Annotated in this window: 19 protein-coding genes and 1 pseudogene; 12 read left to right on the top strand and 8 right to left on the bottom strand. The window is 66.6% G+C overall.

Annotation, left to right across the window (positions count from 1 at the left end; all coding sequences use genetic code 11):
* Positions 1–66: 66 nt before the first annotated feature.
* On the top strand, positions 67–246 hold the full coding sequence (locus tag F0344_RS36755; protein ID WP_185302553.1) for an NUDIX domain-containing protein: 180 nt from the start codon (positions 67–69) through the stop codon (positions 244–246).
* A 330-nt stretch (positions 247–576) separates the two neighbouring features.
* Here F0344_RS36755 and F0344_RS07235 read toward each other — a convergent pair whose 3' ends face one another.
* On the bottom strand, positions 577–1563 hold the full coding sequence (locus F0344_RS07235) for a phosphotransferase (protein WP_185297989.1): 987 nt from the start codon (positions 1561–1563) through the stop codon (positions 577–579).
* Positions 1564–1794: 231 nt separating this feature from the next.
* On the opposite strand from F0344_RS07235, the gene F0344_RS07240 reads away from it, so the two are divergent.
* Genes F0344_RS07240 through F0344_RS07250 form a run of 3 tightly spaced genes read left to right on the top strand, consistent with a single transcriptional unit; the run spans position 1795 to position 3905 of the window.
* The gene (locus tag F0344_RS07240; RefSeq protein ID WP_185297990.1) at positions 1795–1968 is read left to right on the top strand and encodes a hypothetical protein; all 174 of its coding nucleotides are present in this window, start codon (positions 1795–1797) and stop codon (positions 1966–1968) included.
* 9 nt (positions 1969–1977) lie between these two features.
* Positions 1978–3189 carry a JmjC domain-containing protein gene (locus tag F0344_RS07245; protein WP_185297991.1) on the top strand — a complete coding sequence of 404 codons (1212 nt, stop codon included), beginning with the start codon at positions 1978–1980 and terminating at the stop codon, positions 3187–3189.
* Positions 3099–3905, top strand: a complete 807-nt coding sequence (locus tag F0344_RS07250) for an aldo/keto reductase (protein WP_185297992.1) — start codon at positions 3099–3101, stop codon at positions 3903–3905. The genes F0344_RS07245 and F0344_RS07250 overlap by 91 nt, the downstream gene beginning before the upstream one ends.
* Here F0344_RS07250 and F0344_RS07255 read toward each other — a convergent pair.
* On the bottom strand, positions 3893–4732 hold the full coding sequence (locus F0344_RS07255) for a hypothetical protein (protein ID WP_185297993.1): 840 nt from the start codon (positions 4730–4732) through the stop codon (positions 3893–3895). The genes F0344_RS07250 and F0344_RS07255 overlap by 13 nt on opposite strands.
* Positions 4733–4984: 252 nt before the next feature.
* Between F0344_RS07255 and F0344_RS07260 the strand changes: the two genes are divergently transcribed.
* Both F0344_RS07260 and F0344_RS07265 read left to right on the top strand, forming a co-directional pair.
* Positions 4985–5926 carry a competence protein CoiA family protein gene (locus F0344_RS07260; protein WP_185297994.1) on the top strand — a complete coding sequence of 314 codons (942 nt, stop codon included), beginning with the start codon at positions 4985–4987 and terminating at the stop codon, positions 5924–5926.
* A 1167-nt stretch (positions 5927–7093) separates the two neighbouring features.
* Complete coding sequence (locus F0344_RS07265) at positions 7094–7540, top strand: GIY-YIG nuclease family protein (protein WP_185303031.1); 447 nt, start codon at positions 7094–7096, stop codon at positions 7538–7540.
* 32 nt (positions 7541–7572) lie between these two features.
* Here the strand turns inward: F0344_RS07265 and F0344_RS35550 are convergent.
* The 4 genes and pseudogenes from F0344_RS35550 to F0344_RS07280 form a co-directional block, all read right to left on the bottom strand.
* Positions 7573–7668, bottom strand: a pseudogene (locus tag F0344_RS35550) (IS481 family transposase); the annotation flags it as partial.
* Between the two features lie 181 nt (positions 7669–7849).
* On the bottom strand, positions 7850–8068 hold the full coding sequence (locus F0344_RS07270) for a helix-turn-helix transcriptional regulator (RefSeq protein ID WP_185297995.1): 219 nt from the start codon (positions 8066–8068) through the stop codon (positions 7850–7852).
* Positions 8069–9572: 1504 nt separating this feature from the next.
* Entirely contained in the window at positions 9573–9833 is a 261-nt protein-coding gene (locus tag F0344_RS07275) for a DUF397 domain-containing protein (protein WP_185297996.1), read from the bottom strand.
* Positions 9830–10708, bottom strand: a complete 879-nt coding sequence (locus F0344_RS07280; protein WP_185297997.1) for a helix-turn-helix domain-containing protein — start codon at positions 10706–10708, stop codon at positions 9830–9832. The genes F0344_RS07275 and F0344_RS07280 overlap by 4 nt, the downstream gene beginning before the upstream one ends.
* Positions 10709–10967: 259 nt before the next feature.
* Here F0344_RS07280 and F0344_RS07285 point away from each other — a divergent pair, with 259 nt between their 5' ends.
* The 6 genes from F0344_RS07285 (at position 10968) to F0344_RS07310 (ending at position 18012) form a co-directional block, all read left to right on the top strand.
* Entirely contained in the window at positions 10968–12485 is a 1518-nt protein-coding gene (locus F0344_RS07285) for a transcriptional regulator, XRE family protein (RefSeq protein ID WP_185297998.1), read from the top strand.
* Positions 12486–12517: 32 nt separating this feature from the next.
* Positions 12518–13501 (top strand): asparaginase, encoded by a 984-nt coding sequence (locus F0344_RS07290; RefSeq protein WP_219732117.1) that lies wholly within the window; start codon positions 12518–12520, stop codon positions 13499–13501.
* Between the two features lie 27 nt (positions 13502–13528).
* On the top strand, positions 13529–14011 hold the full coding sequence (locus tag F0344_RS07295) for a PPC domain-containing DNA-binding protein (protein WP_185297999.1): 483 nt from the start codon (positions 13529–13531) through the stop codon (positions 14009–14011).
* A 13-nt stretch (positions 14012–14024) separates the two neighbouring features.
* Positions 14025–15794, top strand: a complete 1770-nt coding sequence (locus F0344_RS35555) for a GNAT family N-acetyltransferase (protein ID WP_258049736.1) — start codon at positions 14025–14027, stop codon at positions 15792–15794.
* A 117-nt stretch (positions 15795–15911) separates the two neighbouring features.
* Complete coding sequence (locus tag F0344_RS07305) at positions 15912–17255, top strand: hypothetical protein (protein WP_185298000.1); 1344 nt, start codon at positions 15912–15914, stop codon at positions 17253–17255.
* Positions 17256–17289: 34 nt separating this feature from the next.
* Complete coding sequence (locus tag F0344_RS07310) at positions 17290–18012, top strand: 2'-5' RNA ligase family protein (RefSeq protein ID WP_185302556.1); 723 nt, start codon at positions 17290–17292, stop codon at positions 18010–18012.
* A 66-nt stretch (positions 18013–18078) separates the two neighbouring features.
* Here the strand turns inward: F0344_RS07310 and F0344_RS07315 are convergent, their stop codons facing one another.
* Both F0344_RS07315 and F0344_RS07320 read right to left on the bottom strand, forming a co-directional pair.
* Positions 18079–19290, bottom strand: a complete 1212-nt coding sequence (locus tag F0344_RS07315; protein WP_185298001.1) for a chorismate-binding protein — start codon at positions 19288–19290, stop codon at positions 18079–18081.
* Positions 19280–20116, bottom strand: a complete 837-nt coding sequence (locus tag F0344_RS07320; protein WP_185298002.1) for a hypothetical protein — start codon at positions 20114–20116, stop codon at positions 19280–19282. Before F0344_RS07320 ends, F0344_RS07315 begins: the two co-directional genes overlap by 11 nt.
* Positions 20117–20119: the final 3 nt, after the last annotated feature.

Genomic DNA, 20119 nt, shown 5'->3' on the forward strand with positions numbered 1-20119 from the left:
GGTGTTGGTGCTGCCGTACCGGCGGACTGAGGGAGGACTGTTCCACGCCGTGGTCCGTCGCTTGGACTGCGCCTACTGGCTGGTGGTGGTGAGGCGGGAGAAGCGCCGCCCCAGGCCGCCAGGCGACAGGCAACCGAAGAGGCTGGCCTGGCTGGCGACTTCGAGTTGCTCGAACTGGATGCTCAGTCGGCGATTCCGCTGGTGAGTGTCACTGGCGAGTTCACGTGGGGCCGGAGGTCTTGGTGATTCCTGAGCATGCATTCGGTGTCCGAGCCGACGCATCGGCGTTGGTGCTGTCCAGCGAGCACACCGAGTACAGCTAGTTCAATCTCAACTAGGCAATTTCAGCCGCGCCTTGGGATTCCAACCGCACAGCGTAGTGGGAACTTGACCACCGTCTCCACCACAGCTCGGTGCCCGGAAAAGTCTTGATGGCCATGGGGACGGCGGAGCGGTTCCGCCGTCCCCATGGCCCTGGCGGATGTGGTTCCACCACCCCGACGGCCGATGCCGTGATCTTCAGGTGTGCCCGCTATTTATGGCCTGCAGATTCACTCTGGGCCGGGGCGGTCTTGGTCAGCGTGTCCAGCCGCGTCGGTCGGCGAGCCAGCGCAGCGTGACTTCTCCGCACCAAGTCTGGTGCTGGCGGATGTACGGGGACCAGTCTGCTGGGGGCTGGGCTCCGGAAACGAGAAAGAACCCGGCGAGGGCAGCCAGGGCCGCGTCGAGCTGTTCTCCGTCGACTTCACGGCCGGTGGGGTGGTCCTCGAAGAGGGTGGTGGCGTCGTGTCCGTCGGCGTGTGCTGTGGCCAAGAGCAGCACAAGATCGAACCAGCTCGCAGCGAGACAAGGCCAGCTCCAGTCGCAGATCCAGGCAGCGCCTCCCGTGTCGATCAGGACGTTGTCCTGACGTAGGTCATGGTGGAGGACCGCATCGCCCGCTACGGCTTGTCGCCAGTGGGATTCCAGTTCGGCCAGGGCGCCGAGCCTGTCGGTGGGTACCCATTCCGGCAGGATGCTCGGGCTGGTGGCACCGCCGGTGAGGTCACGCCAGTCCGCAAAGTCGCTGCCGTCACCGATCGGCTTGAGCCCGACCTTCTGAAGTGCCGCCGAGGGCGTGGAGAGCGCCTCGGCCTTGACTGTGCAGGCGTCGAGGGTCGAGGCAAGCTCGTCAGGCTTCCAGGGCGCGGCAGGCATGCGTCCTCCCTCGACCGCATCGAAGCTAAGGACGATCCATCCGTCTTCCGTCTCCTCGGTCCACCGCAAGCGGGGCGCCGGAACCTCGATCGGCAGGGCTTGGTTAATCAATGCCTCGCGCTGGTAGCAGTCGGCGATCACCGCGTTCTCGTTGGCGTTGACTGCTTTGACGAACTCGGGCCCGCCAGCTCCACGGAGCACGGCGGCGAAGCCGCTAGTGAACCCGCTTCCGGCGCTCGGCCCTGCATCCACTACGCCACCCACGCGCAGGGAGATGAGTCGATGAATGCCCTGGGGGAGGTCGTCCCAGCGTGGGCGTACGGCCGTGGAGCTGTACTGGAGGCGCGGAGTGCTGATGTTCGGCATCCCATCACAGTGGAGGAAGGCATTGCCCCTGCGCGACGGATTTCTCGTACGGGACTGGGCTGATCCATCCGGTGATGGCCACTACCTGGCGCGCGATGAGGCCAACCGCTTTAGACGACGGCACACACTCGTACGCATGTCCGAATCTCGCTCTACTGTCATGTCGGAGACGCGGATTTAATCAGACCTTTCGCCCGGAGCTGGCCGGGGGAAACCGAGAGGAGAGCACAGATGGCAGACAGGACATCCTCGCCAGCGGGGACCAGCCCCGCGCTTCTGATCGCCGTGGAGGAGCTGGCAACTGCTCACGACCGCAGCGAGTCCGAGCGGTCCGACGTCACCAGCTCGCAGAACAGTGCGGGCGATGACGGCGACAACCGTGACCTGAACCTCCCGAAGGAGTAGGGGGATCCCATGGAGCACCGGCTCGTCACCCACATCGAGAAGGCTCTCGGCTGGGACGGGCCGGGTTCCGTGGGGACCGCGTTCGCACGCGGCCGTCTCACGGACCCGGAGCTACCCGCACGGCTGTTGACCCCGCACAAGCTGCTGGACCTGATCAAGCGCCGCCACTTGGGTAATCCGCAGCTGCGCTGCTACGCCCAGGGCGACGAAATGCACCCGTCCACATTCCTGTCCACCAATGTCAACCGGCGCAGGCAAGCCGTGAGTCAGGCCGACATGGCGGCGCTCGGACGGATCCTCAGCGAAGGGGGCACCGTCGTCCTGGACCATGTGGACTTCTTCGACCCGACACTGGAGGTCGCCTGCCGAGCCCTGGGCTGGTGGTCGGGCGAACTGACCTCCGCGAACGCATACCTCGCGGTCGGCGAAGCCGACGGATTCCATCTCCACTGGGATGATCACGAGGTCATCGCTGTACAGATTTCGGGCGAGAAGTCATGGGAGGTACGCGGCCCATCTCGGGCGGCACCGATGTACCGCGACGCGGAACGCAATCGCACCCCCTCCGAGGAAGTGCTGTGGAAGGGCACCATGCAGGCCGGGGACGTCATGCACATCCCCCGCGGCTTCTGGCACACCGCCTCCCGCCTCGGTTCCGGAAGCAGTGGCCACTCACTGCATGTGACGTTCGGGTTCACCAGACGAACCGGCGTCACGTGGGCCAACTTCCTCTCTGACGCAGCCCGCGCGGATCAGATATTCCGCCAAAATCTGGAGAGTGTGGAAGGAGTCGCGCACAAAGTGCTGGCGGACAAGCTCAGCGCCTTGGCCGCCGACTACAGTCCCGAGCGGTACCTGGCCGAACTGAGGTCCAGTACCCCGCCCGCACGCCACATGCCGCACGTAGCCGCCTTCGGCCGGCCGGAGGGAGTTGTGGCCGTCACTGAGTTCGCGCCATCCATCGTCCGCTCCGGGGAAACGGTACAAGTCTCCGGCGGTAGCAAGCGGCTGACCCTCCACGCGCGCGCAGAACCCGGCCTCCGGACGCTCCTGTCAGGCCATCCGGTCTACCTCGACGGCGCATCCGAGGACATCATCACTCTGGCCGACCTGCTGATCACGGAGGGGCTATGCGAACCGCTGACCGAGATATCGTCCTCGGGCTACACCGGTCTGGTCACTCCCGTGACCTACTCGAAGCAGCCGCCGACCTCGGCGTGAAACACCTCGACACCGCGTCTAACTACCTTCGTCATCGCTCCCACGAGGTCCTGAAGGCAACGGCCGGCGACCTGCTGCCGAAGTTCTCGGTCTCCACCAAGATCGGATTTTTCCCCGAGGGGCACAGCCTCGATCCCACCCGGCTACGCAGCGCCGTCGAGCAGGCAATCAAGGGTCTCGGGCGGGAGCCGGACGTGGTGTTCCTCCACAACCCGGAGCACTCGGTGCCGGACGCCGAGACGCTGGCGCAGGCATGCTCGGCCCTGGCCGACACCGTGCGAGCAGGGCTCTGCCGTTCCTGGGGCATCTCAACCTGGGACCCGCGCCCGCTCGTGGACCTCGATGTGCCGTGCCCTGATGTCCTCATGGTCCGGGCAGGGCTACTGGTTGGGATCGACATCCTCGAAGCGGCCGAATCTCTGGTGACGAGGTGGCGTCCGTCGCAGGTATGGGGCATGAGCCCCTTCAGCGGAAATGCGACCCAGGAGGTGTGGGAGCGCTTCGATCCGGGCGTCTTCCTGCGGGATTCCGCCTCGGTCACGAAAGTCCAGGCCGCGTTCCGCTCTGCCTACAACCTGCCCCGGGTCGACGCGGTCGCCGTCGGCACGGACAACGTCGATCATCTGCGGGAGCTGACCGAAGCTCTGACGTTCGAGGTGGATGACCAGATCGTCCAGGAGTACCGGCAGCTCCTCAAGGACCGTCAGGCGACCTGAAGTTCCTGCAGCAGTTGCTCTGCCATCTTCCGCGCGGGGACCAGGCGAGGGTCCTCGGGATCTGCGTACGGGCCGAGGATCTTCGCGGCGACGAAGAGCATCATCAGCTTGCCGTCCCGGCTCGCCAGATCGTGGCGCCGCTCCCTGCGGACACGATCGGCCAGAGCCGAGACGGCGAGGGAGGCTCCCCACAGATGTGCCGCGTCCAGGCCGCGCGGAGCCATGCCCCAGTCCTCCCAGTCAAACAAGCACAACACCGGGGCCGTCATATTTGCCCAGTTGAGATCCCCGTGAGCCGGCCGCCAATCGGCCACTGCCGTATCGACGTCGGCGAAGACGTTGCGGATCGTACCCGTGACCAGTTCCTGCGTAACGGTCTCGGTATCCGGTGTCGCGATCCGATTCGTGTGCTGCGCAGCGAGGGCATCCAACGAAACATTCAGCGAAGCCCACCACTCTACGGACAGTTGAGGGCCCTTCGCGACGACGGCGCTACCCACCGGTGCATCCGGCAGGAGCCCGGTCTCATCCGCCCGCCACACCACCGGATCCACCTCGTCCCGCCACGCGACACCGGCGAACCATGCTGGCTTGGCGATCCCGCGCAGGCCGTCCGCGGACGCGGTGCCATCCCCGCCCTGAACCCTGATCCGGTCGAGCCCACGCCGCTCGATGCGCACCCACGTACCACGGTCCGTACGAGCCCCCACAGACCGCCGCTTACGCACCATAGTCTCGCCATCGAGTCGCACCCCCAGCATTCGCTCGGCGCGATCCAGTACGACCTCTACAGGCTCCTTGCGCAAATCCACTGAACGCAGCGTCATACGCCAGAACGTACCAAGCCCCAGCTGCAGCAGTGCGCTCTTCGGATGCCGTAGGACCGCGTCAACAAGGTATGCGTTGGCCGCCTCGGCCCTGCCGGTGGATTATCGCAGTCGCACCGCGCGGGCTGCGTTCGGGCGATGTCCACTAAGTACTCAACTGGCTAGAGGTGTCCCCCTATCCGAGCAGGGTCACGACCCTAGCGGTTACGCGCTCTGGTGCATTGTCCGTGGCCGTTCTTACCCTTATGAGTTATGGCGAACGGCGTGTGGCACACCGGCTATCACCTCAAGATCGAGTTAACGCATGCGGACCTCGGCCACCCAGACCGTCCCGGTCTGTTCGACGAGATCACTCTGCCGATCGAACAGCGCGACCGTGAGCTGCTGCAGTGTTTGCAGCATCACGGCACCGGCATCTGCCAGGCCGAAGAAGAAGATCGGTCCCCCTGGATGACGATCCGTCGGCGTATAGTCGACGGGGTCACAACCCTGGTGGCCGCGCATTTGCCGGTACGCAACAAACCGACAGCCGATGAGAGCGACAAGCACAAGGCTCTCAAGGAGCGGATCGCGCGAGCCGCGCACCGCCACGGCCTCTCGGCACAGATTGAGGCCCGCAGCACAGACGGCAAGGTACGCAACGATGTCCTGGTGTCGGGTAGTGCAGGGCGCGTCGGGTGGGAGGCGCAGTACTCGCCGATCACGGCATCGACAGTTCGACGGCGTTCAACTGCCGCCGCGGACCGCGAGATCATGCCCCTGTGGGTAACCAACGACGACCGGGCAGCGCTGATCGACCGGGCACCCTGGGTGCGGGTCGATGACTGGCCCTGGCGCGACATCGCTTCCGCACGCACGATGCTCGTGCGCGGCGGAATACGGCATCTACAGGACTGGGCCTGCACGCCAGCCGCCCAGAGGCCCTGCCCCCTCAACGGCAGTTCGTGCGGGGGCCTGCACGTTGCCTGGACCCTGCCGGCGCTATGCCTGCCGCCCAAGCCACACACCCAAGTCGACGCCCTGGTCGCGGCCAGCGCCGAGGGCGACTACGTGCCCATGAAGATCCCTGCCAGCACAACCCCCGGGCCTCGACACGGCTATGGGCACCGACAGCCGACCGGGACCGCTGGCGCACCATCATCGGCGAGGACGAACCACTGCCCGACGCCGAACCCCCGGCGGAAGCAGGTCTGACGTTCACTGAACAGGAGCTCGACTCCACCTGCCGCTACGGCGAGGACACCCGCGTCTTCGACGATCGACGACCGCGCCGTGATCACGCTGAGGCATCCGGCCTGCACACCTTCCCCGACGTGCCCCAGCGGATCTTCCGCATCCCCCGACAACCTCAGCGCCTCCATGTCAGCCCCGAGCAGCGCGCCGAGGCGGCACGGTGCTACGGGTGTCCCATCTGGCATGTCGGCCCATGCGCCGGTTGCGGCGCACCCATTTATCGCTATGGCCCGGGCTCCGCACACGCCTGCACCACCTGTCGAAAGCGCGTGCGCTAGGCGGTGGTGTCTCATCAGAGTGTGGTCACCTCGAACCGGGTGTAGCTCTCGCCGAGGGGAAGGTCGTCGATCAGGTTATGAGGCCGTGGAGCAGTCTCAGCACCAGACGGATCGGTGTTCAAAGGCGGGCGGGTCAAGCCGACAGGCCATCTCTTATGAGCCCACGTACAGTTGATCGGCCATGCCAGACCGCAAGCGGCTCACAACCGTGCCATATCGGCAGACGAGACGATGGGAGAGTGACCGTATGGGCGGGTCCCCGACAAAGGCGTGGCTGCAGTTCAGGACCCGAGTGGAAGAACTGGGCGGCGAAGTGCTGGAGGCGCAGTGGCTCGGTAGCCCGGCCAAGCACCGGATTCGCTGCCCCAAGGGACACGAGACGACAGCGATTCCAAACGCAGTGCAACGGGGCCAGGGTATGTGCCGGCCTTGTTCCGGCAGCGATCCGGCCACAGCTTGGGCAGCGTTCAAGGCGCGGGTGCAAGAGCTCGGGGGCACTGTCGTCGAGCCGAAATGGCTAGGGAAGGACAAGCGCCACCGGGTGACCTGCGGGAACGGACACCCGTGCGCACCCCGGCCCGGCTACGTGCGAGCCGGCGGGGGTATCTGTTCAGTGTGCTCCGGCAATGATCCGACAACGGCGTGGGCGGCGTTCAAGGCCCGGGTGCAAGAACTCGGCGGGACCGTCGTAGAGCCGACATGGCTTGGGAAAGCAACACCGCACCGCGTCATCTGCGCGCAGGAGCATCCGTTCACACCCACGCCAAACAATATGCGCAGTGGCACTGGCCGATGCCTCAAGTGCGTCGGCCTTGATCCCGACGCATGTTGGGAGTGGTTTAGGAGCCGGGTGCAAGAACTCGGTGGAACCGTCGACGAACCGCAATGGCTCGGCGATGGAGCGCCGCACCGGCTGTCCTGCCGAGAGGGCCACCAGTGCAAGACCATCCCGAGTGGCGTCAAGCAGGGGCAGGGCATCTGCCGACGATGCACCGGCAAGGTATGGGACGTGTTCTACGTCGTGCAGGACCTGGGCACGGGATGTGTGAAGTTCGGCATTACCTCTGGTGACCCGCGCCCCCGGCTGCGGAATCACTCCGCAGCCGGATTCCGGACACAAGTGCGTGTTGTTCCCGACCTTCCCGGTGACTTCGCACCGAATCTGGAGAACTTCATCCGCCTCACTCTCGCTGACGAGTGTGTGAAGCCGGTGCGAGGACGGGAGTACTTCCCAATTTCTGCCACCCCTTTGATCCTCTCCATCGCTGAGCAGCAGCTCGGCGAGATCGGCCGCTGAGCAAAGCGATGTTCAGGGCTCGGTCTCCGCGCCTCAGCCAGGACGTGGGCGTCCGGACGGCCCGCGAGGACTCGTTCGACCAGGATCCTTCTGCCGTGAACGGTCAGCCGGGCATTACGGTGAGACACGAAGACCTCCAGTGCGGTGCAGTCCTAGACAGCTCCACCACAATGGAGGTCTTCGCCTTTGATCAAGACTCCCATGTCAACAACGTTCGTAATCAATACACCTAGCGGCCAGGGCGGTATAAAGGGGCCTGGTTAAGTGCGTGTTCTAACGTTACGAGGGGCCTCCACGCCGACCCTCCCTCTATTCGACACGCTGCGACTTCACCCAACGGTCAACCTCGCTGCGCCGATAACGCACCTTGGCGGTACGACCACGACCGAATTTGTACCGGGGGAGACCGAGCTGCGTCCCGTATTGGTAGAGCCAGGAAGTCGACACATCCAGATAGACCGCCAGCTCCTTCACTCCCATGAACTGCGAAGCCGCCGACTCATCCGAACGACTTACTACCTGCGTCACGGCTCCTCCAAAACCACCTCGCCCGTCAAGGGGCGAAAAACGAACCACCGAGGTCTGACATCCGCGCGATCCCCTGGTTCCTGAGATCAAGGATCGACGGCCACACTCATCCGCAGGACTCCACCAGCGGAGCCGTCCGCGAACTCCTCAATGGTCGCGACGATCGCCGGTTTGGCTAACCGGCGATCGTCGTCTATGTTGCGCGCCGCATCACGTACCCGACGTCTGCTCGGTCTCTCCATCGGTGAGGGAAAGTAGGTACGAGCGCAAGGCTCTGGGGGTGCTGTCCGACACCACCGCTAGCAGACCGTCGCTCGTAAGCCGGTCGAGATTCACCGTGGCGCAGCGCTCGGGAATCCCGAGGGCCTGCGCCACGTGTCGGGATGTGGTGCCGGGATGCCGTGCAACGTACGCAAGGACGACACGATCACCGCGGTACCCTCGTTGCAAGAGGTCTTCACCGAAAAGGCCGGCCGCACAGACACAGACGCAGAGCCCGGTGGACACCGCAAGGTAGTCGCCCGCCGTTTGGCCAACCCAAGCGTTCAGTCCGCCGAGGGCAAAAAGCGCCGGTGAAGTGAAGCGGGCAGATCGTATTGCGGATTCAGACAGACGGGCCTCCCAAGTAGGGGCCACGCCAGCCGGGCAACCCGCGCGACGCTTCGTTCCGATCGGTATCGGAAACCTGATCGCAGCCGAGCAGTAGCACCGTCTGACCTGGTGTTTGCGGGACGTTGTACGTTGACATAGCCCTGGCACAGCTATCCAGTCTTTCGGCGCTATTTCCTGTCTGCCGTGGCGAATCCGTCCCCGGGGGCCTGCTGAGGTAAGGCTCCCGCATGCGCCGCTGCGAGACGGGCGCGGCGCTTCAGCGCCCCATGGGCCAGATCCAGACCGGCGGCGAAGGCACCGTCATATCTCCGCGAACCCGTCCGACACGAGACGGCGTTGTCCATCGCCGTCCCGGTGTCGGACGCCGGCGCTCCCAGCAGATACCGCGACCCGGCCGCCCAGGTGTACAGCCTGGCTGCGCCGACCCAGTCTCGGGCGCGAAGAGCGAAGTGGCCCTGCGTTCGACGGCCAGGACGGTGTGCGGATGCCGCTCTCCGAGATCGTTGCGGACCTGAGCAGCCAACCGCTCCGCGGCCCCCCGGCGCCCCGCCACTGGGCCGCCCGGTCAGCGGCACGCACCAGCACCGGCAGCTCGTGACGATCAGGCATCCCGTCCATCCACCGCGGATCGACCGGGTCGGTCGGCCGCCTCAGCGGGTGGCGGTCGACGATCACCGCAGTGCCATCCGGGGCAACCGCACGGGCCTCCACCAGCCCATCGGGCCACGCCATAAGTCCAGCTCGGGCTCCCGGATCCTGCGGCGATGTATGGGGACTGACCACCCCCCATAGCCCAGCCGAGCTGGACGTGTGCCGAGATCGTTAGCAGGGGAAGAAAGAGCACGGGAGCTGGCCCCAGTTGCCATGGGGCCAGCTCCCGTCTGGTTCAAGGTCAGGCGAGCAGGTAGTCGAGCTCGCCGGCGCGTGCACCGTCAATAAGGGCCGCGACCTCGGCCTTGGTGTACACCAAGGGCTCCTGCGTCGGCCGCTTGGAGTCGCGCCAGACGATGAACTCGCCTGCCCGGCCGAACTCAGCGCAGTTGTTGTTCCCGCCGGTGAAGGACGTACGCCTCCATTCGACGGAGGAGAGGTCAAGCTCGGCCGCGATCGGCTTCTCGGAGTGCGCGGACTCGGCCGGGGTGGTGCTGCTCACTGATGTAGCTCCTTGATCACTTTCTCGACTCGGTCGAGAGCGGTTGCCAGCGGAATGGCCCGCTGCCAGAGGCTGTTGAATGCCTCGCAATAGGTTTCCACATGCTCTCGTTTCGAGAAGTACGAAGACTCTGCCAGCCCCTCCACCCAGACCACGCTCGGGTTGGGCACGGGAAAGTCCATGATCATGAACGGGCCGTACAGACCTGCGTGACACCCGGTCTCCAGCGGTAGAAGCCTCAGCGATACGGTGCTGAATTCGGCTACTTCCAGCAGCCGCTCCAGTTGCCGCTTCATCAGAGCGGGAGGCCCAACCGGGCGCCTCAGGGCCGCCTCGTCGACGACGGCCTGAAAGACTTTGCCGGCACCGAGCAGCCGCGCCTGGCGCTCCATTCGGATGGTCACCAGTGTCTTGACCTCACGCGCCGTGAGATCAGGTCGCATGGCCCGGATGACCGCCTCGGCGTACTCCTCGGTCTGCACCAAGCCGGGAAGGAGGGCGAGTTCGTAGGCCCGAAGGCCCGTGGCTCCGGCCTCGAACTTGAGATAGCCACCGTACTGCGTGGGGTTGAGTAGGCCGCTATGCCTTCTGTACGGGTCCTCTTCGGCGGAGTCCGCGCGCAGAAGATCGAACATCTTCTCGCGTTCGGAACCCGACACGAGAGTCGCGTAGCAGTCATCGAGAAGCCTGGTGAGCACTTCCTCGGAGACACCGCGGGTAGCCCGCTCGACACGGCTGAGGTGGCCACGGTCCACGCCAGCGACCGAGGCGACCTCGACCAGAGTGCGGCCCGATGCGGCTCGCAACTCCTTCAGAAGTTGCGCAAGTTCTCGGCGTGCCACGGATGCGGGCACTGTGCTCTTCGACTGCGCCATGGCCGCCAGTGTGGCGGCTGTCGGCGCGCTGAACAAGCTTTGTTCAGTCAATTTGACCAGTCACATTGCCACCGACCTCGCAGAGCGGCATGCTTAGCGAGCGTCACAATGCGTGGTACCCCCGTGGCGCCGCGTGGCATATGCGCATGCCCGAGCACTGCGGGAGAGGGGTCCTGGAAGGGTTCCCGTCGTGGAATCAGCTCACAGTACCCGTTGCAGTAAACCCAGTTGACCCTCACGGACAGGGACGGAGGCCATCATGACCTCACGCACGGCCGCCCCGACCTTGTTTCGCGTTCTGGCCCAGCAGCGACGGTGGACCACGTGGGAGATCTTCGCGATCCACTTCGACAAGGCTGCAGCTGCCGTCGTCAGGGCCCAGCCGTCAAGGAAGCCCAAACCGGTCACTGTTGCACGGCGTACGTTCGACCGCTGGTTCACCGGAACATGGCGCGGGCTCCCCCGCGCCGACACGTGCTACGTGCTCGAGCATCTCTTCGGCTTTCCGGCAGAGGACCTCTTCCGGCCCGCCCCAGTCGTTCTGCGCCCTGCGGCAACGCCAGCAGGCCCGGAACAAATCAGGGCGGCCCAGAGCATCGAGACCCGGTGGGCCACGTCCCGTCTGTCGCTCACCACGGCCGGCGGCAGTGGCTGGGACACTTGGGAGCTCGACGGGCGACGCGTGTTCGACGGGACCTCGCTGGCAGTCCACCTCCAGGCCGCGAACTCCCTCGACAACGGGGGCCGGCTGCCAGTCACGGAGCCCGACCAGCTCAAGGAGTTCCTCCGCCCTGTGCGGCGCGGACTCGTCTTAGGCACCCGGACCGCCGACGCAGGACACCAGGTGTTCGTGCTCGACGCTCTAACTGCCCGAAACCAGATCCGAGTCGGTCTCGGGGCCGAGTTCACTTTAGTCATCCCCGACGCTCATCAGCTCGACGACCTGACCTACGGGATCATCTGGGCCATCGCGAACATCGACGACGCCCTCCTGGCCGACGACCAGCTGCTCCACGCCGAGCACGGCGCCCTCAACGCCTACCTCGAACTGCCGCGGACAGCACCAAGCCGCTCTTCGATCCCGGGTCTGACCTCGGTCGGCGCTGCCTGGATCGGCTCCTACTTCTGCTACCGGCACATCACCCGCCACCTTGCCGATGCCTCGGACCTCCCCGTCTTCTGGACACGCGAGCAGTACGGCGAGTCCTCCGTGGGGTGGCTTCTCTGGGCCCACAAGCAGCGGTACCTGCGTGAGATCGAAGACCGCTTCGCAACCCGGCCGGGCCGGGAGGTCACCCGTGCGTTCTGCCTGCCTGAAGCGGCGGTCAAGGACAGCGAGCCGTACGAACTCATTCTCCTGTTCCTGTCCATCGCTCTGATGGAGATGCATCGCGTCAACGTCCACGTCAGCGACGAGCCAGAAATGACGGCCGTCGACGGGTTCGTGCTCGTTCCCGGCCAGCGCGCCGTCATCGCCAACTGGGTTCGCGCAGAGGGGATCTGGCAGGCCACCACAACCAATGGCCATGCCGCGATGCGCGACTACGCCGACGCTGCAGGACACGCAGCACACCACAGCGTGGCGCCCGGGACGACCTCCCCCGAGCGTCTTCAGGCCCTGGCTTCGTACCTCGGGCTCGACTGGGTCTGGACGACGCGCCGCTGCCGCGAGCTGGGCGAGCGGGGCATTGCCGGGATGATCCGCCCCCGGAGCCGGCTGATCGCACTCGACGAACTCGAATCGACGCTTCGCTTCGTCGGAGACCTGGCGACCTAGATCCCCCCTCCCCTCTCGAAAGGCCCCGCCTCGTGTCGCACCGTCCGGAAGTCCACCTCTTCGCCCTCGGTGGCACCATCGCCATGGCTCCCACCGACGGCGAGACGCAGGGCGTGAAGCCCCAGCTCGGCGCGGCGGACCTCCTGGCCGGGGTTCCAGGGCTTTCCGACCTGGATGTGACCCTCCGCTTCACCGACGTCTCGAAGAAGCCGGGGGCGTCGCTGTCAGTGGACGACATCGCGGCACTCGCCCAGATGATCGCCCAGCGCGAGCAAAATGGCGCATCGGGATTCGTCGTGACGCAGGGCACCGACACCATCGAGGAGACGGCGTACCTCCTCGACCTCCTCCATGCAGGCCAGGCGCCCGTGATCGTCACCGGAGCGATGCGACACCCCTCCATCCCCGGCGCGGACGGTCCGGCGAATCTGCTGGCCGCCGTCCAGACAGCGGCCAGCCGGGCCAGCCGGGGAATGGGGTGCCTCGTCGTGTTCTCGGACCAGATCCACGCGGCCAGGTTCGTACGCAAGGAGCACACAACCGCCCCGGGAGCATTCGCGTCACCCCATGCCGGGCCTATCGGGTTCATCGCCGAAGGCGCCCCTCGCCTCCTTCTAACGCCTTCCCCCCAGCAGCACGTGCCGCTGCCCCTTCTCGGGCCCGCGCGCGTCGTCCTAATCACTGCGGCCCTCGGGGACGACGGCGAACTGCTCCAAGGTCTCGGCGACCGTTTCGACGGCGTGGTCATCGCTGCGTTCGGCGCAGGACACGTTCCGGAGACCTGGGTCGAACCGTTGGAGAAGATCGCCGAGCAAATACCCGTCGTCTTCGCGTCGCGTACCGGCGCAGGGAGCACCGCCCGCAACACCTACGGGTTCGCCGGCTCGGAACGCGATCTGCTGCGCCGCGGGCTGATCGCCGCCGGTGACCTCGACCCTTACAAGGCACGGCTCCTCCTGCTCGCCCACCTTCGCGCCGGCACCGACCGCAACGGAATCACCGCCGCCTTCGCCTGATACCGGCTTCCGGGAGAAAACGACCTCATGCGTGCCACCCCATTGACCATCGGCCGGACCTTCGGCGTCGCGTTCGACGACGGGGACGACTTCATTCCGCAGCTCGGCGCGTTCTGTGCCGAGTACGGGATCCGCTCCGCCTACATCCCCATGTTCCTCGGCGGCTTCTACGCCGTGCAGCTCGTCGGCACCTGCGATCCGATCGACGACCCCAGCGCGCCTGTCTGGGCTGCCACGGAGTACACGACGCTGGAGGCGCTCGGCAGCGGAACGATCGCCTGGGACGAAGAGGGTGACGCCCTGGCCCCTCATATCCACGTCGCGGTCGGGCTCAAGGGCCAGGCTGCGGAGGGGAGGACGAGCCATCTCCTCGGAGGTCGTGTGCAGTTCATCTCGGAACTGTTCGTTGTCGAAGTCGCCGACCCACTCATGACCAGGCCCAAGCTCGGACACCACGAGGTGCCCACCTTGCAGTTCAGCCAGCCCACCGGGCCAGCCGCGAACCAGTAACGAAGGGCCTGCGATGCCGGCGCGCACCACCACCTTCCGCACCACCGTGCAAGAGCGACGCTGGACGTACGAGGCGTTCTGCATCCAGTGGAAGCGTGCCTGCCAGGAGCTGGCAGAACGAGACAGAGATCCCCGGCTCGCCACCATCCCGATGTCGCGCCGAACCTTCGACCGGTGGATGAAGGGCGACCTCAGCGAGCGGGGCCCGCGCCCGGACACCGCGCGAGTCCTTGAATACCTCTTCGGCATGGCCGTGTGGCAGGTCTTCGCCGAGTCCGATGAGGGTCTCGACGAGCTTCCGGCCGGCCAACTCTCCGGCCAGGAGCCGGACCAGGCCGAGGCAATCCGCCGAAGGCTCGAAGGAGTCCTTACCAGCGGCCATATAAGCGAAGCCGGGCTCGCTTCATGGGAAGAGACCCTGGCGTGGCACGGCCGGGCCACCCGGTTTCGTCCCGAGGGCGACCTCCTGCGGGACTTACGCCGCGATGCCGACGCGCTCAGCAGGGCGCTCGACCAACGGCAGTCGCTCGGCGCCATGCGCCGCTTGACGAGGTTCTCCGCCCAGATGGCCGGCCTGATGAGCCTGGTACTGGTCCGCCAGGGTGATGATCACAACGCGAACTCCTGGCTGCGCGTCGCCAGGATCGCGGCGGAGGAAGCCGACGACAGCGACGTCCGGGCCTGGATCCTCGCTGAAGACGCGTACGCCCTGTTCTACTGCGGCGATCTCACCGGAGCGGCCCGCGCCGCGCGCCGCGCTGAAGTCTCCAGTGGCCAGCCCACCGTCGGCGCCGCCCTGGCCGCTCCGCTAGAAGCTCGGGCCCACGCCGTCATGGGCGACCGCAGGGAAGCCGAGGCCGCCCTCGACCGGGCGGAGGACACACTGGCGCAGCTGCACGGAGACGACACTGCGGAGTCGGCATTCGGCTACAACGAGGCCCAGCTGCGATTTCACCAAGGCAACGCACTCACCCACCTCGGCCAGACAGACCGTGCCCGGGAAGCACAGCAGCGGGCTCTCCAGCTCTATCCGGCGGATGAGCATCTCGACCGGTCCCTGATCGAGCTGGACGCCGCCATGTGTCTACTCCTGGACGGCGAACCGGCCGCGGCGGCTATGAGTACGGCGGAGATCCTCCGAAACCTCCCGGAGCAGCACCGTTCCGGGATTATCTTGACCAGGGCCTGCCAACTGGAGGGGCTCCTCCCCACCGTCCGCAGCGGCCCCCCGCCCGTCCGGGAACTCCGCGATGTGCTCGCCCCCCCTCCAGCGGGGCACAGCCTCCGAACACGAAGGAAAGGCGTCATGAGCGAACTCACTGTGACACGAGCCGAATCAGCCGACGTGCCGTGCATCGCGGAACTCGTAACGGCCATCGAGCAGTACTACGGCGGCGCAGTGGAAGGCGATCTGCCTGACCGCGTCGGGCAGCTGCGGGACATGCTCTTCGGAGATCACCCGGCCGCCTCCATCCTTCTGGCACGGATCGGCGACGACGTGGTCGGGATGGCCTCCTTCTCGCTGCTCTGGCCAGCCGCCGGTGACAGCCACTCGCTGTACCTCAAGGAACTGTTCGTACGGGAGGCCAACCGTCGCGACGGGGTGGCGAGAGCCCTGATGGCACAGCTTCACGAAGTCGCCGCCCAGCTCGGATGCAGCCGGATCGAGTGGACCACCGACCGCGACAATCCCGATGCCCAGAAGTTCTACGAGGCACTCGGCGCGACCCCGCAGGACACCAAGATCTTCTATCGCCAGGCCGTCACCCCCAATGCCGCATAGGCGGTCCCGCCGGGCGCCGCCTGTGACGTGGCTGTCGACCACGCCGTGAGGCCGGACAAGAGGTAGAGCACCGGCTGCGCTCCGCTCCACCGACCAGGACCAGGAGGGAATCGACAGGTGACCGTACGCAACAACTACTTCCGTGTGCTCGTCCAGGAGCGGCGCTGGACCTACGAAGCCCTGTGTATCCAGTGGAAGAGGGCGCGCGAGGAGCTGGCGGAGAAAGACGGTGACCCTCGCCTGGCCAGCGTCGACCTTCCCCGCCGAACCTTCGACCGGTGGATGAAAGGCGAGCTCAGCGAGCGGGGCCCCCGCCCCGACTCCGCCCGCGTCTTGGAACATCTCTTCGGCATGACCACCGCGGCCCTCTTCGGCCCGCCACCGGACCGCACCACCGCCCAACAGCCGACTGCGGTCTCCGCGCCCGTTCCTACCAAGGGCGGTTGGGGAAGCCCCGGCGAAATCATTCTCCAAGCGCAGGAGCTGACCACCAGCAACACCGATCCCGCCCTGCTCACTCTGGCGTCGGAGTCGATCGAGAGCATCGTCCAGCGGTACGAGGACCAAGGACCCCAGCAGCTCGCGGGCGAAGCCCGGCTGCTCCGGAATCTGGTGCGCACCCTCCTACTGGGACGGCAGACCTCTATGCAGCGACAGCAGCTCTTCGGCCTGGCTGCCCGGTCGACCGGCCTGCTGGCTTACATGGCGGTCAACGCCGGCCACGCCGACGTGGCCGAGGCGTACTGCGTAGAAGCCGAGGCGTTCGCCGACCAAGTCGGCGACGTGGGAGCAAAGATGTGGATTTTGGGCACCCGGGCCCTGAACCTCTATTACGTCGGTGACTACGCCGCCTCCGACGCTGCGGCTGCCCAAGGGATCGCGCTTTCACCGCAGAGTCCCCAGGCGATCAGACTCTGGGTGAACGGCCGCGCCCGTGCCCTGGCCCGGCAAGGTGACCCCCGCGGAACTGTGCGAGCAATCGGGCGAGCACTTGACCTGAGCGACCAGCAGCAGCTCCCCGGCGGTGTCACCTCCTGCATCTCCTTCGAGGCGTACAGCCCCGCACGGACGCTCGCCAACGCCGTCACGGCCCATCTGTCGACCGGCGACGTCGCTAAGGTCCTTGAGTGCGCCGGTCAAATCGAAGAGCTGGTTGAGCAGTCACCCTCGCAGTGGACCCGGACGCTGGTGTCCCTGGACGTCGCTACCGCGTTGCTGCGGCAGGGTCGGCCCGATCTGGAGCAGGCGTTGTCTCTGGGCACCCAGGCCCTGCACACCAGCGGCAGCGCTCCCATCCATTCGGTGTGGCAGCGCGCTACCGAACTCCTCCAACACACTGGCAAGTGGCAGGCCGAGCCCATCGTGCGCGACTATGCCAGTGAACTGGCTGCCCTGAAATACCAGCCAGCCGTCCAGGCGGAACCCGACGCCGTCCAGGCGGAACCCGACGCGCGGCCGTGACGAACGGCCCGAGCCTCCAAGGAGATCTCTGGTGATGACCCCGCTGATCGACGACAGCAGGGCCTTCCCCGCAGCGCCGCCTCCTGATCTGGACGATCCCCAGAAGATCACTTCGAACGACTGGGATGCCTTCCGGACCGTGGAGAGGATGACCGATCACTGGGACCGGCCCGGATGGGCCCCGGGACACCGGGCCTACTACTGGATGCTGGCCTTCCCCGAGGAGCCGGAGCTGATCGCCCAGGCACTCTCGTGCCAGCAGGCCCTGAAGGGCCTGGACATGGACGAGGTGCCCTCCGATGGACTGCACATCACTCTGAACAAGATCGGTAGTTGCGCGGACATCGGACCTGGCGCGGTAGACGCCCTCGCCCAACTGGCAGACGGCACGCTCGGCGGCGGCTTCGAGATCCGCGCCGAGCCTATGGCCGGGTCCACGGGAGCCATCCGGTTCAGCATCACGCCGTGGACACCATTGGTGGAGTTGCACGCTGCCCTGCACCGCGCGGGACAGCGCGCCGACGTACCAGGCGGAAAGCCGAGCAGCCTCTTCCGCCCCCACCTCGGAATTCTCTACAACAACCGGGCCCGGCATGCCGCACCCGTGATCGACGCCGTGGCCCTTCTGAGGAACCGCCCCTCCGTTGCGCTCCCGGTTGAGCGGGTCGACCTGGTCGAACTGCGCCGGGAGGGACGTACGTACCGATGGCGCGTCCTGCACAGCCTGGCCCTGCCGGGCCGGCCGCCCACCCGCTGACTTCCGTGGCGCAGCTCGTACGGGAATTGGGGACGCCGGCGGGTGCCGGCGCCCCCAATTCCATACTCAGCTGCACCTTGCCACGCGAACACTCCGGGCCTTGAGCGCGATCTCGGCCGCTTCCACGTCCGGGCTGGACCTGGCCGTGACCGCCGCCCCGACCGGCAGCCAGGCCCGGCCGTCCCGCTGGAAGACGGTGCGCAGGAGCTGCGACCACTGGAGTCTGCCTCCGGGTGCCGCACACCCGACCAGGCCGTAGTACGGACCGCGCGGGAACTCCTCCAGCCGCGCGATCTCGGACAGCCCTTCGGTGGGCGAGGCCCCGGTGGGCAACACGCCCAGCAGAACGCTGGCCGGATCGCTTCCGGGCTTGGGCTCCACCTCCAGCCGGGTCATCCCGTGGACCAGTTCTTCGAGTCTCAGGAACTCCGGCGGCCCCGCGCTGACGGCGGCGAACTGGCTGTACGCACTCATCAGCGAGTCGATGGACGACCGGTGCTCTTCGACCAGGCGAAGATCCCAGTCCGGCGGTCGTCGACTGGCAGGACTGTGTCCGGACGTCCCGGACAACTTGTGGCAGGTGAAGTGTTCCAGCGAGCCGTCGACGAGGAGTTCCGGACTGCTTCCCGCGAACTCCAGCCCGCCGTGGTGGCAGTAGAACGAGCGGGACACCCCATGAGCGTCGGCCTGTCCGGCAGCCATGGTGGAGATCAGGTCCACCGGTCCACTCCAGCCGTGCCGCGTCGCGACCGTCAGCCGACGGCCCGGCACCTGCCCCACCCAGCCCAGGGCGTCGGCGACCATGTCGCGGAAGCGATTAACGGTGTCGTCGGCGAGCGCGGGCGGCGAGCCTGAACTGGTGGCTCGCTGCCCTCCCCTCGGCAGGTGCAGCGAACCGGACGCGGACGTGGCGCTGCCGTCGTCCCTGATCATCAGGACGGACTCCGGGGTGAACAGCATCACCTCCGGATCGGAGCCGACGGCCAGCGTGCTGCAACGGCTGTGGTGCGCTCCGAACCCGATGTACCCCATGACCCACCTGCCGTCAGCGGCCTCGAAGAAGGACCGGAGTCCGGCGAGCAGAGACTCCGGCGTTGTCGCTTCCTGGCCGGGAAGCGACAACGAGCACACTCCGCGGGTGACCTCCAACTGCCCCGAGCTGCCCACGCCGACGACGACGCGCCGGCGCGAGCCGTAGCTGAAGACCGTGTTCGACGGGTCCTCGATGCGATGCCCGGCGAGCACTGGCCGGGCGTGCCTGCGGGCATCAGAGATCAACTGGGCTCATTCCCAGGTAGTCCAGGAGGAAGCTGAGGTGGCCCGTGAGGAAGGCAGCCGTCCGGGGACGGTTCTCGCTCGCGCAGACGGCCGCCACCTCCCCGGCCGTCAGCATGCCGCCGAACTGCTCGTCGCGCTCCAGGAGCTTCTGGCGCGAGATCTCTTCCAGGATCTCGGAGACGCGGCCCCACTGCTCCTCGTCCAGTCCCGCGTCGCGGGCGGCCTGGAAGCGGCCGAGCAGGTGCCGGGTCTCGTCCTCGATCGTTCGATCAGCGACGGCAAGCACCTCGCGGTCCACCTCACTGGTGAGGTCCAGCAGGTCCTTCGCGGAGCGGATTCCGAAGTAGAGCCCCAGGCCGCCGCCCTCGGACAGGTCGACCGCGATGGCGCCGAGCTTGTCGTCTCGGTAGCCCAGCCGCAGCTCGGTGAGCGCGCCTCCCTCCCGCAGGTTCCCGAGTTCGGCGATCGCCGGCGGGGGCGTGGCGGACTCGATGAGCAGGAACAGGTCGTGCAGCTGGGCGTAGTGCCGCAGCTCGTCGGAGGCGAAGCTCAACTTGGTGTAGGTGCTCTTCAGCGGGGACGGCGCGACCGCCCCTTGGCCCAGCGGCGCGACCTCTTTGGCCACTTCGGCGATCATGCTTGCCACGGTCGTGTGCCGGGGGCCATAGACCCCACTCCCGGTCCACTCCTTGAACATCTGGTGCCCGATCCAGACCTTGTCGGAGACGGTGCTCCTGGCGCTCGAACCGAAGTAACGCAGGGCGATCTCGTGTTCCGCAGCCCAGTACGGGGCGCTCATACGCAGCGCCTGCTGGATCGTTCCCATGGG

The organism is Streptomyces finlayi (genome assembly GCF_014216315.1).
Lineage (GTDB): Bacteria > Actinomycetota > Actinomycetes > Streptomycetales > Streptomycetaceae > Streptomyces > Streptomyces finlayi_A.